Annotated in this window: 12 protein-coding genes; 2 read left to right on the forward strand and 10 right to left on the reverse strand. The window is 41.6% G+C overall.

What is annotated here, in order from left to right; all coding sequences use genetic code 11:
• Positions 1 to 170 precede the first annotated feature (170 nt).
• The 7 genes from BLS24_RS03275 to BLS24_RS03305 all read right to left on the reverse strand — a co-directional run bounded on the left by BLS24_RS03275 (position 171) and on the right by BLS24_RS03305 (position 8,953).
• Positions 171 to 1,490, reverse strand: a complete 1,320-nt coding sequence (locus BLS24_RS03275) for an MFS transporter (RefSeq protein WP_091756104.1) — start codon at positions 1,488 to 1,490, stop codon at positions 171 to 173.
• 5 nt (positions 1,491 to 1,495) lie between these two features.
• Positions 1,496 to 1,807, reverse strand: a complete 312-nt coding sequence (locus BLS24_RS03280) for a helix-turn-helix domain-containing protein (RefSeq protein ID WP_091756107.1) — start codon at positions 1,805 to 1,807, stop codon at positions 1,496 to 1,498.
• A 100-nt stretch (positions 1,808 to 1,907) separates the two neighbouring features.
• The gene (locus BLS24_RS03285; protein WP_091756109.1) at positions 1,908 to 3,239 is read right to left on the reverse strand and encodes an MATE family efflux transporter; all 1,332 of its coding nucleotides are present in this window, start codon (positions 3,237 to 3,239) and stop codon (positions 1,908 to 1,910) included.
• A gap of 286 nt (positions 3,240 to 3,525) precedes the next feature.
• A complete protein-coding gene (locus BLS24_RS03290; protein ID WP_242872219.1) occupies positions 3,526 to 4,356 on the reverse strand; it encodes a carbohydrate ABC transporter permease in 831 nt (276 codons plus the stop codon).
• Positions 4,357 to 4,369: 13 nt separating this feature from the next.
• A complete protein-coding gene (locus BLS24_RS03295; RefSeq protein WP_242872220.1) occupies positions 4,370 to 5,254 on the reverse strand; it encodes a carbohydrate ABC transporter permease in 885 nt (294 codons plus the stop codon).
• Between the two features lie 16 nt (positions 5,255 to 5,270).
• Positions 5,271 to 6,614 (reverse strand): ABC transporter substrate-binding protein, encoded by a 1,344-nt coding sequence (locus tag BLS24_RS03300; protein ID WP_091756111.1) that lies wholly within the window; start codon positions 6,612 to 6,614, stop codon positions 5,271 to 5,273.
• A gap of 140 nt (positions 6,615 to 6,754) precedes the next feature.
• The gene (locus tag BLS24_RS03305; protein ID WP_091756113.1) at positions 6,755 to 8,953 is read right to left on the reverse strand and encodes an alpha-galactosidase; all 2,199 of its coding nucleotides are present in this window, start codon (positions 8,951 to 8,953) and stop codon (positions 6,755 to 6,757) included.
• Between the two features lie 168 nt (positions 8,954 to 9,121).
• Between BLS24_RS03305 and BLS24_RS03310 the strand changes: the two genes are divergently transcribed.
• Entirely contained in the window at positions 9,122 to 9,961 is an 840-nt protein-coding gene (locus BLS24_RS03310; protein ID WP_176764315.1) for an AraC family transcriptional regulator, read from the forward strand.
• Positions 9,962 to 10,019: 58 nt separating this feature from the next.
• Positions 10,020 to 10,493, forward strand: coding sequence for a Crp/Fnr family transcriptional regulator (locus tag BLS24_RS03315; RefSeq protein ID WP_091756117.1), 474 nt, complete (start codon positions 10,020 to 10,022; stop codon positions 10,491 to 10,493).
• Between the two features lie 6 nt (positions 10,494 to 10,499).
• On the opposite strand, the gene BLS24_RS03320 is transcribed toward BLS24_RS03315, so the two are convergent.
• From BLS24_RS03320 to BLS24_RS03330, 3 genes are read right to left on the reverse strand one after another with little or no spacing between them, the layout of a single operon-like run.
• Positions 10,500 to 11,975 (reverse strand): ATP-binding protein, encoded by a 1,476-nt coding sequence (locus BLS24_RS03320; RefSeq protein ID WP_091756119.1) that lies wholly within the window; start codon positions 11,973 to 11,975, stop codon positions 10,500 to 10,502.
• Positions 11,976 to 12,001: 26 nt separating this feature from the next.
• The gene (locus BLS24_RS03325; protein WP_091756121.1) at positions 12,002 to 13,348 is read right to left on the reverse strand and encodes a vWA domain-containing protein; all 1,347 of its coding nucleotides are present in this window, start codon (positions 13,346 to 13,348) and stop codon (positions 12,002 to 12,004) included.
• Between the two features lie 57 nt (positions 13,349 to 13,405).
• Positions 13,406 to 16,726: a DUF5107 domain-containing protein gene (locus BLS24_RS03330; RefSeq protein WP_091756123.1), complete on the reverse strand. Its 3,321-nt coding sequence runs from the start codon at positions 16,724 to 16,726 to the stop codon at positions 13,406 to 13,408.
• Positions 16,727 to 16,762: the final 36 nt, after the last annotated feature.

The following is a 16,762-nucleotide window of genomic DNA, read 5'->3' on the forward strand; positions in this document are numbered from 1 at the left end:
TTTGTTTCAAAGAATTTAAAGTAAGAAATATAATGCCATGAACATAAAAATCCAAAGGATGAACAAAAATAAACTTCAGGCTGGCGGCCCCACTGGGGTGACTATGGGCGGTATATAGCCTACTGTGGGCCTCTCCTCCAAAGCCTGAAGTTGTGAATGGTGATATAAATTTAAGACTTTTGGTGTTCGCGGTGAGCGAAGTATAGTGGGATAAGTGTGATCAGTACCACTATGAGTCCTGCGATAAATACTGCGTTAGTAGGTAGGTACTCTGTAAAGCCGTACTCATCGGTAAATTCTCCGCTATTCTTGATAACAGGATTGGATATCAGTGGCGCAATTACCATAGGTATCAGTACGTAAAAGACAATTCGGATGCCCTCAAACTGACCTCTTGAGTCCTCTGGATATAGGCGCTTGGACCACACTGTGATAGTCTGCAAAAATAGAATATATCCGATGCCCACAAACAGCATTCCTGCCATAAGGTTAGGATTCCATACAGTGCTTGGATCAACATTTGTAGGTGATACCAAAAGGCCGATGATAAGAAGGCCAATGGAATTAAGGATGATAGCTGCAAATATAAGTAGTGATGACCTATCAGCCTTTATAAGCTTAATAGCTGGAATTGTAACGAACATGGCAACAATAAGTCCCACACCCTCTATAAGTCCCATGGTATCTGCTGTAAATCCAAGATAATAGATCATAAAGTTACCAAGATGTGAGAAATATACATTAAAAGAGATGAAGTATACCGCAAGCATCAGGTTTACAAATACAAGTTCTCTGTGCTGTAGATATGCTTTTAAGTTAAATATTGAAAAGAACTGCTCTGAGAAAGAACCCTTTATAGAAGGCTTCAAGGTATCAACATCTTTCATACCAAACAGTGATACTATTCCAAGAAGAATCACGCTTCCACCAATAACTGTAAAGAGTCTCATGTAATTGTCATCTGCGCCAACAAGAAGTCCACCAGCTATAGTTCCTACAATTGTTCCTATTACAGGCTGAACTGCAAGTGCAGCTCCAAGTGCTCCCGAATTGTCAGGAGTCATATGGTCATTGATCCAGGCATTAAAGCCTATATCATTTCCCATAGATCCAAAGAAGCTCATGATGGCGTCTGCTGCCACAACAGCAAATGCGATTCCAACAAGTGCAGGATTACTGCCCTTATTCATAAACTCTGTTGTTCCAAAGAGGATAGTGAAGATTCCCCAGAGAATGTAGCCAACAGATACAAGTGTCTTTCTATTACCCTTTCTGTCAGATACACATCCAAAAAGAAATGTAGAAACTGTAGTTGCTGCCGCAGATATAGCCAGCATCCACGAGATGATAGTTGGGTCCTTGGCAATCTTGGCATACACAAAGGTATTAAACCATTGATTCTCCATGTTCCAACACAGCTGTCCCGCAAGACCAAGAAGCCATATCAAAGCCCAAAATCCAATACCGCTTTTTGCATTGTTTTTCCCCATATTAGTTACCCCCTTTTAATAAAAGATAAGCTTTCTGCCCTTCCTTCATCTAATATCTCGAGTAATCGATACGCCGGTCCAGTAGGATGTGTTCTGCCAAGCTCCCAAGCCTCAACGGTTTTCTTGGATATCCCCATATAACTAGCAAAAACGCTCTGGGTCATACCAGCTCTATTTCTTATCTCTTTTATATCCTCATTTGAGTACTTATTAACCGGCTCAATAACATATGTCGTAGTCTTTGCCTTCCCCAAGCCTTTCTCATATGCTATTGCCTCTTGTAACCCTTCTTGCAAATCGTCAAATAGTGAGCTCATATTCACCTCCTATTTCTGGCTGTCTCTTCTTTCAAGGATTTAACAAGTTTCTTATAAATATCCCCCTCATATTTTATGGTATACCCTACATTGTAGGGTGTCAATCAAATATCTCTTTCCACAAAAAAACTTTGAAAAGCACAAAAGCCACAACTGTGGTAAAAAGATCAGATACAAACTGAGCTGAAATAACACCATTTAGTCCCATTGCCATAGAGAGAATTATCATAACCGGCAAGAATACAATTCCCTGCCTGCATGCTGACAACACAAATGCTCCGGTAGCTTTACCTGTTGCCTGGAAGGAGCATATCACTATAAGGCACACGCCCATAAGTGGCATTCCAAGAAGCTGCATCCTGAGCATCATTACGCCCATCTTTATCATCTCAGGATCAGTCAGGAATCTAGAGATAAGCCCATTTGCAAATGCAGATAAAAGAACCAAGAACACAATTCCAGTTCCGCCAGTAACAGCCATTCCGAAAGCCAATATCTTTTTTAATCTATCCTTAAGCCCAGCGCCGTAGTTGTAGCCAATAAGTGGCTGTCCGCCAAAGGCAAGACCTACGATCACCAGAAGAGCTATATTAACGATCTTGAGCACAATTCCCATGATAGCTATATTGTCATCACCATATGGCTGAAGGAATCTATTAGTAAGCGTGATACCAACTGTCTGCATGAGGTTTGTGATACTTGAAGGAAGTCCGATAGCAAGGATACTTCCAAAGGATGCAGCATCAAGACTAAACATCCTAAAGTCCATGGAGAGCACATTACTCTTTTTAACAATAATTACTACAAAGAAAACACAGGTCACAATATATCCGATAACCGTCGCAATAGCTGCACCTGCTGCCCCAAGGCCAAGTCCAAAGATAAATATTGGATCAAGGATCATGTTTACAACTGTTCCAACGATGGAACCAATCATGGACTGCAGCGACATTCCCTCTGCCCTTAACAGGTTAGATGGAACAAGTGAAAAGATAACAAAGGTTGATCCAAGTATAAGCCATGAATAGTACTGATCAGCATATGTATAAGTCTGAGCAGTAGAGCCTAAGACCATAAGTATCTGCTTTTTAAATGCAAGCATGATTACTGTAAATACTAAACCTGTAATGATCGCACTATAAAAGCACAGAACGCTCTTCTTTCTAGCATCATCTGTATCGTGAGCTCCAAGAATTCTAGATATAACTGAGCTTCCGCCGATACCAAATATATCTCCTATTGCCAAAAGAAGTGTGAAAAGCGGCGCACATAGTGATATTCCTGCAATTAAATTAGTATTTCCTGTAAGGGCAATGAAATAGGTGTCCACAAGGTTATAAACAAGGGTCACAACCATTCCCATCACTACAGGAAGTGCCATTTTCATATAGGCCTTTGGAATAGCTTCTTTTTCAAATAAATCGTTTTGCATAACTGACCTCACTAAAACATATTATTAAAACAAAAAAATCCATAACCCGCTAGGATTATGGATTTCCGTACCGTGGCAGAATTACTTCCGCCCTACTAACAATATTTTCAACGGGTTTTATGCTACCATTACAATTTTTAATTGTCAAACCTTTTATCTTATCATCTTTATGCCCGATATTTATAATCCACATATTCTAATAGTCAAAAATCCTCATCCCGTATTTCAGACCTAAACGGGATGAGGACAAGCTTTATACTTTATTTTTTTATTTAACTTCTACCATTTACAGCTTACCACCTGAGGTTGCGATACCCTCGATGAATTGCTTTTGGAATATTATGTAGATAATGATCATAGGTACGCAAGAAATTAGCGCTGCCATCATAAGTTCCGGATACTTCTGTGAATACTGTCCGTTCATCTTGGCAAGAGCACTTGCAAGGGTTGTGGCACGATTATCAGGACATACGATCATAGGCCACATAAGGTCTTTGTATGCAAACACTGCGGTAAAGATGCCAAGAGCAATCATAGAAGACTTGGCAAGGGGTGCCATGATGAAGTAAAAAGTCTGAGGTATACTGCAACCATCAAGACGGGCTGCTTCTTCTAAGTCCCTTGGAAGCTGCATGTATGCCTGCCTCATCAGGAAAGCTCCAAAAGCAGATACGACACCTGGGAACAAAAGTCCTAAAACACTATTCGTCATATGCAGATTGCTGACCATTACATACTGAGGAATAATGAAGATCTGAACTGGTATCATCATCTGCAAAAGAACCAGCGCAAACATTAGGTTTTTTCCCTTAAACTCAAGTCTTGCAAAGGCATATCCACTAAGAGTTGATGTGATAATAGCACATAGGATACGAAGTGCCACCATCATGATCGTATTAGCGTAGAGCCTTACAAAGTCCATTGCCTTGATAACATTGGAAAAGTTCTCCACCTTCCAAACCTTAGGAATGATAACGAATGGATCAACCTGAGTTGTCTCCGAAACCGACTTGAAGGCAGTCAAGAACATCCACAAAAATGGAACCAGCATGGTTATCGAAACCAGTATAAGTATTATGTAAATGATTGTATTGCTAATTATATTTTTAGATTTCACACCCGTACTCCCATTAGCTATAGTGAACCCACTTCTTCTGTCCGATCAGCTGAATTCCAGTAAGTATCATGATTACTATTAACAGAACTACTACAACAGTAGCTCCATAACCTTTTTTACTCTGTTCAAAAGAATACTTGTAGAACAGGAATACTAAGGATTCAGTTTTCTTCCATGCTGGGTTATTGAGGTCGATCATCATATAAATAAGGTCAAAAACCTGCATGGCCCCTATGATCCTGGTAACGATTACAAAGAAGATCGTTGGAGATATCAGCGGTACAGTAATATGTATCAACTGATCCCATCCATTAGCTCCGTCAATTGCTGCTGCCTCATAAAAGTCTCTAGGCACTTCCTGAAGTCCAGCCAGGAAAAGAACCATGTTATAACCAAGCATTGACCAGATACCAATAACTGCTATCGAATAAATAGCAAGGCTAGGACTAGATATCCAGTTGACCTTTATGTGGAAGACATTGTTTATCAGTCCAAAATTTGAATTGTAGAGCCACTTCCAAACCATGGCTATCGCTGCGGGTGCGACAACCATGGGAAGGAAGAAGATGGTTCTAAATACATCTCTGCCCTTAAGTTTTTTGTTCAAAAGAACAGCTAAAAGGAGAGCGATTACCACTGAAAAAGGAACTTCCACAATAGCATATTTAACTGTATTCCAAAGAGCCTGCCAAACTTCAGAGTCTCCGAGGACTTTCTCATAATTCTTGAGTCCGACAAAGACATTGCCTTTGCCAAAATCACCAGTCTTATAAAAACTCTGCCTTACTGTGTCTATCATCGGATAGATATTTAGCACAATAAGCCCCAGCATTGTTGGAAGAATAAATAGCCATCCCCAAATAAATTCACTTTTTTGTCTTGCCGATATCTTCTTCACGAGTTTCTCCTGTCAATTATTCCTCAGCCAGTGCTTCATTCATTTCTGCAGCGATATCCTTACATACATCTTCTACAGGTCTGTCGCCTGTCCATGCATCCTGAAGCTTTTCGATCATCATGTCTTCCCAAACTGTGGTATCTCTTGAATATGGTCTGAATACAAGCTTAGCATCAAGCATCTTCATATGTCCGTTGAGGTCGAAGCAATCAACGCTGTTAACCCATGCATCTGATGTTCCCTTGTAAGCTGACATTGTTACACCAAGTTCTGCCTGCTTGAGCTGGCCTTCCTTTGAGCAAAGGTACTCGATAAGGCTCCAAGCTGCATCTGGATTCTTGGTGTTGGCTGCTGCAGCCCATCCAAGTCCGTTGTAGATAGAAACTCTATCTGAAGGTGAGCTTGTGTATGGAAGTACTGCTACATCGCAGTTTGCTGATGTATACTCATTGTCACGATAACCAGCAAGCATCCATGATCCACTGATGCACATAGCTGTCTTTCCAGCGTTAAGAAGTTCATTTGGAGCTGTCTCAGAAACAGTAGCAAGATCAGGGCAAGAGCCTGCTGCGATCATATCTGTAAAGAGCTTAACAGCCTTGATTGAGTTAGGGTCATCCATTCCAGATTTCTTCTTGTCATCGCTGATAACATATCCGCCCATTGAATAGATTGTGTTGTAGTAACCTTCCTGGTTGTTACCTGGAGCAAGAGCAAATCCCCAATGCTGATCATTTGTAAGCTGTGCTGCAGCCTCAGCAAAATGCTCCCATGTCCATGTATCATCAGGATAAGCAACACCCATCTCATCAAAGATAGTCTTGTTGTACCAAAGAGCTATAGTATCAATATCCTTAGGAACAGCGTACTGTTTTCCATCAGACTGATAAAGATTAACGATACCTTCGTAATAATTTCCAAGATCGATCTTGTCGCTTGAAGCGATTCTATCTGTAAGATCAAGGAGCTGATCATTTTCCATGTACTTCTGAGCTACATTTGAATGCATCCAGAATACATCAGGAAGTTCTCCGCCTGTTGCACCAGCTTCAAGAAGTGTCCAGTAGTTATTCCAGTCAACAACCTGAATTGTTGCCTTAACACCTGACTCCTTGCTCCACTCATCAACAATCTGCTGCAAGCCAGGTCTCTGGCCTTCATCCCATATAGTTACTGAAAGTTCTCCTTCAACACTGCTGCCAATACTTGTAGGCTGTTCCTCAGCTGCAGGTGTTTCAGCTGCTGGTGCTTCATCTGTAGCAGGAGCAGTTTCTGCAGGTGCTGTGCTTCCGCATCCAACGATAGATGCTGCCATGATTGCACCCATGACCATAGAACAAAATCTAAATCTCTTTTTCATAAACATAACCTCCAATTCACTAAATATAGTATTTTTGCCTTTTCCCCATTCCGATCATGATTACTATCTTATACTAATCAATCTCCGTCGGTTTGGGTATGGTATTTCGTGTAGTATTGATGTCATTTTGTGATATTACTTTAATCAGCCTCTAAAAGCTCTACATAGGATATAAAATCCTGTCCGGTTGTAAGACCGCCAGAGCCAAGCTTTCCAATAGGAACGCCGAGATTCATAAGCTCATCGCCATAGTACTCACCCTCTCCAAGCTTATACAAAAGATCATCCTTCAATCCTGCAAGCTTCAAAAATCCAGGAAGCATGTTCACGTTTGACTTCATACAGTACAATCCGAAAATAGCTCTTTTGCCATCTTCAGAAACCACTATCCATGCTGCCTGATCCTTCTCAAAGGGAGATCTTAATCTGTAGAATCTTCCAAACTGCAAGAGTTCTCTGTTAGCCTTCATAAAGGCGATCTGCTCCTTGACTTCCTCAAATTCCTCATCTGTTATGTGGTTAAGATCAAGCTCATAACCGAAGGTTCCAAAGTACGCCACGTTTGCCCTTGTACTGATCGGTACATTTCTTCCAGTCTGCTGATTTGGAACTGCCGACACATGCGCTCCTATAGAAGATATAGGATAGCCATAGGATGTTCCATACTGAATGCGCACACGGTCTATGGAATCAGTATTATCCGAACACCAGGCCTGTGGTGCGTAATACAACATTCCTGCATCAAACCTGTTTCCACCTGATGAACAGGATTCAAAAAGGATATCAGGATAGTCTTGTCTAAGCCTCTCATACAAGCTGTATACTCCAAGCACATACTTGTGATAGACCATTCCCTGCTGTTCTGGAGGAAGTGCTGTGCTGTAAACCTCAGTAAGAGAGCGGTTCATATCCCACTTGATGTAGCTGATAGGAGCATCTGCTATAACCTTCTTTAGCATTCCATAAATATAATCCACTACCTCTTCCCGTGAATAATCCAGCACCATCTGATGTCTTCCAAGAGATGCCTTTCTTCCAGGTGTTGACAAAGCCCAGTCAGGATGACGCCTAAAAAGGTTACTATCAGGATTAACCATCTCTGGCTCGATCCAGAATCCAAATTTCAGCCCCATGGCGTTCATTTTCCTAGCCAGCCCCTTCATTCCCTGAGGGAGCTTTTCAGGATTTTCTATCCAGTCTCCAAGTCCAGCGAAGTCATCATTTCTTTCACCAAACCATCCATCATCAAGAACAAAGAGCTCAACCCCTGCTTTTTTAGCCTTTTCTGCTATGCTAAGGATCCTCTCTTCAGTGAAATCCATGAATGTCGCTTCCCAGTTATTAATTAGAATAGGTCTTGGCTGATTCTTCCACTTACCACGGACCAGATTATTGTTGTAAAGCCTGTGATAAGTCTGGCTCAGATCATTAAGACCTCTATCCGTCATGGCTATAACAACTTCAGGAGTCTCAAATCTCTCTCCTTTTTCTAGCGGCCATGTGAATCTGTCAGGGTTTATTCCCATAAGCATTCTGGTTCGTCCGAAGGTATCGCATTCAGCCTGAGCCACAAAGTTCCCACTGTAGACAAAAGAAAAACCGATTGCCTCACCGTTAAACTCATCTGTTTCAAGTCTTTTAAGGATCACAAAAGGATTTTGATTTGCGCTAGAAACGCCTCTTTTGCTTTCGATCAAGACAGAGCCAGATGAAAGATCTTTTATCTGAGGAATCCTCTCCCTTGCCCATGCTCCAGAAAACTGCATCCACTGGTAACCCTGATCCGGAAGATCCAAACAAACGCTCAGCGCTTTTCTAAGCTTAGTCACATCAGATGCGTTGTTTATAAAAGTCGCATGCCTTGTGACAACCGGATATCTGTCAAAGATCGTATAAGTCAATATCAGCATCATCCTAGCAACTTCATCTTCCAAAGTAACCTCTAATGTCATAGCCTCATCTTCAGAAGCATAAGTTGCTGGAAGTCCCTTCAGAGACTCCTTACCCTTGTATATCCTGTGTTCCTTATAGGTAAAAGAGCTGACTCTTGAGCCATTTGGAAGTTCTATATCAAAAGCCTCTGTCCCAAAGTCGGTAGTGCCAAAGGATGGATATTCCTGTCTATTAAGCTCGCAGGAATAACTCTCTGTATCAGGATCTACCGCGACATTTGGAAGCATATAGCGATATTCCACATAGGAGAAGTCCTCTTTATCATGGACTTTTTTCCCAAAGTAGATACCCTCCAGCTCTCCCACAGGAGAAACTCCCAAGATGTAACTGATCTTGTCGTTATACAAATGATACTGTTTAGATTTGCTGTGCCAAATAATGTTCATTCGTAAAACCCTTCAAATGTTAAATTGTTCGATTTGTAATCGGAATAAGGTAATACTAGTATAGCTGAATGTATCAAAGCCTCAGAATGGTAATTTTTGATTTATAAATGTCAAAATGCGACATATGTTATATACTATTTGTGTTGGGGAAATATGGAGGTTATGAATATGGCAGTACAGGGACTTGTGGGGTGTGATTTCTGTAAATTCGTTAACTATGAAGATTCTGATGATTTCTATCTGTACGAGGTTGGCAGGTATAAATGCGAGCCTCTTTATTCCTATGAAAATTTCGTCAAAAACAGAGTAATACTGCACATCATCCTAAAAGGCAAGGGGATTCTCAGGATAAACAACAGGCAGTACGACGTCAGGGAGCACCAGATTTTCCTTATCCCTGATAACACTCGTGCCTTCTATCAGGCAGATGAAAATGATCCTTGGGAGTATATTTGGTTTCACATAGGCGGCCCTAAGATTCCTCAAATCCTGAAGGAAGCAGGTCTTTCACCAGATCACCCGGTATATACGCCGCTAGAAACATCTTCAGCCAAGAAAATAGAAGATCTTGCGATGGATATGATGAAGCATTACAAACGTCAGTATTACTGCATCGGAACCCTTTACAAGATCTGCGATTACATGATTGAGAACTCAGCTTCTCGTGAAGACAGAAGCGTCAGCAATTCTCTTCTATATGTCAAAAATGTTATTTCTTACATAAGACTCAAGTACTCTGAACCTGTAAAAATAGACCAGATCGCACTGTCTCTTGGTCTTAACAGAAGCTATCTTACCCGTCTTTTCAAGGAAGCCACTGGTTATTCCCTTCAGGAATACCTTCTAACCTACCGTATGAAAATGGCAGTTAAACTCATGACCAATGAATCTCTCAGTATCAATCAAATAGCTGAGGGCGTAGGTTATAGCGACACCTTCACCTTCTCCAAGGCGTTCAAGCGTCACTTTGGCAAATCACCTTCAAATTACAGAAAGGGAAATCATTAATATTTAATGTTATAATATAGAATATAAACTATCGTTTTTTCAATACGAGGGCGAAAACATGCTGATGAAAATACCCGAAGGTACTGTCATAATCCGCGAAGGCGAAGTAAATATGGACATGTACAAGATAATAAGTGGAAATGCAGAAATATACACAGGTTATGGTACAGATAAGGAGGCCATTCTTGGTATCCTTTCAAAAGACGATTATTTTGGAGAGATGGGTCTTTTAACCCAGAAGCCAGCAATATACACTGTTGTGGCATTCAATGACATGGCGGTCATGAGGATTACTCTTGCAGATATCGACGAATACATTAAGAGTAATCATCACGACACCTTCGTCATCATGAAGAAAATGGCTGAATCCATGTACAACATGAAATACAGCATGGATATGTTCGTAAAAGACGTGGCTGAAGGCCGCGTGGATGTTAGGGAAAAGAACTATCAAGGGTTCTTTTCAAATCAATTTGCCAAGTACAATGTTCGCGGCGAAGTTGCCGGAACAAAGTACGAGAAAAAGAAATAAGATCTATCAAGTAAGCTCATATACAAGATTTCTAAGCTCCTGCTTTCTATCATTTAGAAGTAGGAGCTTATTATAATTGTAATAAGCTTCATTACCTGTATCCTTAACAAATTTAAGGCTGTAATAGGCATTAGAAAGCTCTGTAATAAAGATTACCATCTCCTGGCTACCAGTAAGAGACTCTGGGTCTCCAAAGGTCTGTTCAACAAATTCAAAGCTATGTGTCAGATGAGAATCTGTAGCCTTGATTCTAGCCTGACGGGCATCTTCCCTTTCAGTGAACCACTTCTTGGCATAGGCCACATCTGTGCCATCAAGCTCCCTAATAAACCCAATCGCAAGGCGTTTTACCTTCTCATCATCTCTACTGATCATGCCCGCCGCCACTTCTGAATCAAGGGTACTTTCCATCTCTTTTGCAGCAGCACCAAAATTCGCATCACCAGCACTTCCAGAAGCCATTTCCTTTATCTTCTCGAATAAGATTTTCTGAACAGCCTGATCCTTCGCATAATCTCTAAACTCATCCATTAGCTTATCTGTCAGAAGCCCAAGGATACTGAGTTTTTCATCAAAAGAGCCATTTCTTAGCGCTTCTTTATTTTCTGGGAATCTTCCTTCCAAGATATCAGGAATCTTGTAAAGCTCATTGTACCTGCGATACAGCTCATAGTAATCAGCAAAATCTCTTGCTATCTCTGCGTTTTGAAGGTACTGGCTTGTGAGATTCTCATTAACCTCGATGCCAAGCTTTTCATTAACCTTGATGATCCTTGAAAGATCCTCCCAGCCTCTTGCTGTCACAAAGCTTCTTCCATTTACATCAGTCTTTATGCTATAGAAGTTGTCTTTTTTGATCTCAAGATATGAAAGGATTGAGCCGTGAACACCTGCCTTGTAGGCATATTCCTTCCAGGCATCAAAGTCCTCATCGATATTGATCTGGCGCACTCTATCTAAAGTTACAATATCAAAATCCCTTACAGACTTATTGTACTGTGGAGGATTTCCAGCTGTTACGATGATGTAGCCTTCAGGAAGCTTGTGGCTACCAAAAGTCTTGTACTGAAGGAACTGCAGCATAGTTGGCGCAAGAGTCTCGGATACGCAATTGATCTCATCAAGGAAAAGAATTCCCTCTTTTACCTTAGATTTTTCGATCTGCTCGTAAACAGCACCTATGATCTCACTCATGGTATATTCAGTAACAGAGTACTCTTTTCCTCCATAGGTCTTTTCGGAAATCTTGGGAAGACCAATAGCACTCTGCCTTGTATGATGGGTTATAGTATAGGACACAAGTCCAATTCCAAGCTCGTGGGCAATCTGCTCCATTACGGCTGTCTTACCGATTCCGGGAGGTCCCATGAGAAGTATTGGTCTTTGCTTTTCAACAGGAATCTCGTACTGACCTGCTTCATCCTTCAAAAGATATGCCTTAACGGCGTTTTTTACCTCATTTTTGGCTTCATTGATATTCATAGCTTGCAATTAATTCTCCATCTGTATCATACATAGAGCTTCAGCGCCCAGGCAGGCACCTTCTCATCATTATAATCCCCATCCTCTGGGAAAAGAAATGCTGTATCATAATCCGTAGGCTTGTCGGGATAGACGCCGTAGCCATCTGTAAAATAGATAAGGCCCTTGAGATTTCCAATATCCCCTGCTGCTCTTAAACTCTCAACCTTCTCAAATACAGGTCTAAAGTCAGTTCCATAGCCACCTTCTACGTGGATTCCCTCTGAGTAGCGCTTCATATCTTCTACAGAATTTATAACGTCATCCCGTTGCAACTGATCGTCGCACTGGAGCACATGAATTCTGATCCGCTGAAAGAAATTGCCCTTATCTAGCAATATGGAAGCCGTCTCATTTAAGAACTTCTGAACAAGCTCATCCTTGCAGGAAGCGGAAGTGTCAATTGCTATAACAAGTTCCTGAATCTTTTTAACTTCCCTAAATTCATTCTCTTCAATTAGAGGCATATTCCCGTAGTGATCAAGGCCAAAGGCGTACATACCATAGTCAAAGGTGTCCATATCTATTCCGCCCTCTTCTCTTATGACCATGAACCTCTGCAAGAACTCTCTGTAGTCAGTTCTAGATGTATTGTGGAACTTCAGTATCCATGATAATTTTCCAAGTCTATCGCTGGCGTTCTTGCCTATAGTCTCAATCTCAGTCTGTAGCCTCTTAGCTTCCTTATCCCAGTCCTTTTCCTTGTCCTGGATCTGCTTGAGGATAATAGGATTTATGTGCTTCTTTTGCTCATCCTGAGAATCATCCTCTGGAGGTTCCTCTGGAAGCCTTTGCCAAAAGCCGTGATCATCAAGCTTAAATTCCCTCTCAAGCTTTTCAATCTCGAATATATCTATAGTATCCTCATTGTCCTTAAAGTACTTGTAGAGTTTTTCTACCGTTAAGACCTTAAGCTCTTTTTCCAAAAGAGAATACCATCTGTCCCTATAATCCGATGACACCCTGTAAATGCACTGATAGTCCATTCCATCAAGGATCGACTCAACAACTATATCAGCGCAAAGGTCGTAAATACGCACATTCTCGTACCTAGCAGAAGTATACATATGTCTGAAGATGCAATGCAGGATCATATGAAGATAAGTCCTGTTAAGCTTACCTGGCTCTTCCAAAAAGAGCTTGCAGACAAAGGATGGATTAAATCTGATATTAACAGCATCTGTACCTACGCTGGTAGTAGAAAGGTCCATCTCATAGGAAAGGCTAGAAAGAGCCGCTCCCATGAAACGCATAGCAATATAAAGTTCTGTTCTTGAAGCATTTAGGACTTCTCTACCTGCTGCCTCAAGCTCTAATCTCCTGCTACTTGCCATACCAACCTCTCACTTGTGATAGATATTCCTATTATACAATCCAAAAGGCAAACACTGCTAGCACTCCTTTAGATATATTCCGGCATTCTGATGTGTGTTTTCCATAATGAGCACCTTTCCAAAGTACTCCTTAGCCTTGTCCTTATCCCCAATTCCAAGGCTTCCAAGTCCCATAAGATAATAGCAATGTGCCTTGTTCTTGAGGTCCATATCTGCGTCAAAGACAGACATATCAGGCATTGAAACTGCAAAATAGTCCATCTTGAACTTGTCATCAAGATGCTGCTGCCCATAGTCAAGAAGCTTATAGAATCTGGAGTTTGCTTCCTTGATATCTCCAAGCTTTTCAAATGCTCGTCCCTTATACAAGATCATGTCTGCTGGCTGGTCGTAATAGTACATCATACCTGCAACTTCCATAGCACCAAGAGTTGCCTTTTCGTAGTTCTCTCTAGCTTTTTCTTCATCACCAAGCTTCTCATAGGCAAGTCCAAGATGATAGTAAACATGGTTATCCTTGGTTCCTTCAAGTCTTCCCTCACCAAGGTTTTCAGGATAGCTCACAGCTTCTTTTAAGAGCTTAACCGCTTCCTTAACAGACTTTGGATCTTCCTTTGCCAAAAGAGCTTTCGCCTGCTCAACGAGGCTAACCTTAAACTGAGTTGTGATCTTGCCCTCAGCTCCTTCCCAGGTTCTAAAGAGGTGACTCTTAATCCTTGCAAGAGCATCGTCGTGCATGCCAAGGTTATTAAGAAGTGTCACATACTCAACATAGAGATCATCACGCTTTTCGATAAGTCCGATGTTTTCTTCAAACTTAGTTAGTCTCTCTCCAAGTGGAACATTAAGCTTTTGATAGAGCTGGTCAAGTTCAAGGAATACTCTAGCGTCTGTCTTATCAAGGTTAAAGGCTTTCTCCATCAGCTCTTTTGCCCTATTCTTGTCATCACGCTTGTTGTAATAAGCAATAGCAAGGTTCCTGCAAACAGTTGGGAATGTGTCATCAAGAGCTAGTGACTTCTCCCAATATTTAATAGCAAGGTCATACTGGAGCTTGTCGTAATACAGGCATCCAAGGTAGTAGCAAGCCTTAGAAGGATTCTTGGACACCTTAATAGCCGTCTTCAAGACCGCTATATCCTCAAGCTTATTAGGGAAGCAATAATCTGATGGCATGTTCTGCGCAGTCTCAAACTGGCGAAGAGGCTCATCCATGTAGTGGTAAGTTCTGATATCGCAGGCGCCTCTATAATAGCGAAGCATAGGATGATGATCTTCCTCGCCCATTACACCGGTTGCTCCTGAAGCCTCTGAGTACATGCCCCACTCCATAAAGTCTCTTGCAACCTGGAGGCAGATCTCATGGTTACTTCTGATAAAGGACATGTAATCAAGCCAAGCATCCTCCCTGTTTCTTCCCTTGTGGAACTGGATGCTGATATATCTTGATAAATAATCAAACTCATCAAGCTCAAGGTTTTCCTTCACCATATTCATGGCATCCTTTTCTCTTTCAAGTTTGAGTAAAAGAACTGTCTTAAGGCCCCTTGCCTTGATATTGTGCGCATTCTTAACAAGAGCTCTCTCCACATGCTCAATAGCTTCCTCGTATTCACCTCTTCTGGCATCAATTGCTGCAAGATAGTAATAGCCCATCTCCTGAAGCTCATTTACCCAAGTTGCCTTATAAAATGCCTCGTAGGCTTCGTCATACTTTTCCTGATAGAAAAGAGCTAGTCCCAAGTTGTAATATGGCTCGCTGTCATAAGGATTTGGATGCATGACAGTAAGTCTTTCAAGAGCTTTTTTAAAGTACTTCTCTGCTATCTCAAATCTGCCTCTTCTAAACATCAAAAGGCCATAAGCATTATTAAGCCTTGTATCACCCTCATCTCTCTTAAGCCCCTCAAGATAGTAGTCATCAGGAAGGAAGGTTGCATGCCTGTACTGCTCAATATGCTGTCCCGTAAGGTAGAGCTCTTCATTAGTCTTGATCTCTTCTGGTAAAAGAGCTGCCTTAGCCGGCTCAGCCACCTTAGGAATTCCCTGATCCTTTGGCTCGTAGGATACAAGCTCTTTGTAACCATCAAAGACACTCACCTTAAGCTTGTACTGATCTATATCTCCAGAAATAAGCTTCTTAAGAGATATTGTCTTTTCGTAGATATCAACTGGTGAAAGCTTGGTTTCTTCTGAGTAAATTTCTTTTCCATCATAGTAAACAGCTACTCTAGCGCTTTCTCTAGGACTTGTGCCATATACGCAAAGGTACAGCTTGCCGCCCTCTCTAAGCTCCATGTTGAGAGCTGCGTGAATGCTGGCATTCTTGACCTGTCCTACTTTCTTGTAAGGCATGAAATACTGCTTGAAGACCTTTTCTTCAAAAGGCTTAAGCCATGAGAAATCAGGCTGGTTGTCACAGTACATACCAGTCATAAGCTCGATATATGGGCCATCTTCATCTGTAAGATTTCTATCCCAGGCTTTTCCAAAGTCGCCGCATCCCCAGGTCCACTGCTTCTTACCAGGAGATACGTGATGATCTGCCACGTGGAGAAGTCCTGCTTCCTTCTTGTAATCATAGCCGCCAACGAAGTTATAATCAGACTTCTCAGCCATGTAGGAAGTTGGAACAGGAATGTTCTTGTATCTAGAGATATCTACACCTTCGCTGTAGTCGTGCTTGTAGTACTCTCCAGTTGCAATTGGAAATCTTGAAACAGCTCTTTTACCGTGGTCATACACGTTATGAACATCAGGTGGGAAAATAGACTGAGTGTGGTCATTAACTGCAACAGCAGGATTAGCCCACCACAGGAATGTCTGTGGAAGTGGGGTCTTATTATAGAGCTGGCCCGTGATCTCGATATAAGCCTTATCTGGATACAAGGTAAACTTAGTCATTTCCTTGGTTCCATACATCTGGTCCACATCGCCAGTAAGGAGCGTTACGCTACCGTCCTTATTTTCCTTGATGGAATAGCGAACTGGCATATAGGTTGTTGGACGATGGTGCTGAGGCCAGTTAAACTCGATACCTCCTGAGATCCATGGACCTGTAAGTCCCACCAGCGCTGGCTTAATTACATGGTTATAGTATACAAAGTCATAGTCATTGGTTTTGTCGTAGGCTCTCTGAATCCTGCCTCCAAGCTCCGGAAGGATCATGACCTTTATGTAGTCATTTTCAAGATAGACAGCCTTCCAGTTCTTGTCTGTCTTTTCTGTGCTTATCTCGTTAGTTGATGGATATGGATAGATCTTGCCTGAACTTCCCTGGTATACTCTCTTTTCCAGAAACATAGGGTTCTTGTCAGGCGCCCCAACCTCATATGTTGGAATAACTACCCATTCTTCCCAAATCTTCGCTTTTTTCATTCTGCCCTCCATAGCTGTTATTTATTTATTATTGCA

Source organism: Butyrivibrio sp. INlla18 (assembly GCF_900103635.1).
Lineage (GTDB): Bacteria > Bacillota > Clostridia > Lachnospirales > Lachnospiraceae > Butyrivibrio.